The 441-nt window shown below is 38.1% G+C and carries 1 protein-coding gene; it reads left to right on the forward strand.

Going from position 1 to position 441, the window contains the following annotated elements; genetic code table 11:
* On the forward strand, positions 1–441 hold a 441-nt coding region (locus tag J7R13_RS08990; RefSeq protein ID WP_208438320.1), incomplete at both ends, for an undecaprenyl-diphosphatase.

Genomic DNA, 441 nt, shown 5'->3' on the forward strand with positions numbered 1-441 from the left:
CCTATACATCTTTTTGTGCTATGGTTCTCTGGTGGAGAGATGGAACGACGCGTAGTGCTGAGCATTTGCGTAGCAATTTGTGCGGCTCTTTTTATAGGTTATCTCATTTCTCTTATTTATTTTCATCCACGCCCGTTTGTTATGGGGTTAGCAACACCGTTAATTAAACATCATGCGACAGCTTCTTTTCCTAGTAATCATGCCTTAACTATTGCATCTTATATGGCGAGTCTTTATTTTTACCGATACAAAATTGCTTTTAAGTTTGCAGCATTATTTGTATGCTTGATCTGTTGGGGGCGCATCTTTGTTGGTGTACATTATCCCTTTGATGTTTTAGCGGGTACAATTTTAGGAAGTCTGATAAGTTGGGGCGTTATTCAGTTTTTAGCACCGTATTTCCCTAAGTTTTTATATCAAATTCCGCCCTTAAAATATAAC

Source organism: Bartonella taylorii 8TBB (assembly GCF_902825155.1).
In the GTDB taxonomy this organism is placed as follows: domain Bacteria; phylum Pseudomonadota; class Alphaproteobacteria; order Rhizobiales; family Rhizobiaceae; genus Bartonella; species Bartonella taylorii_A.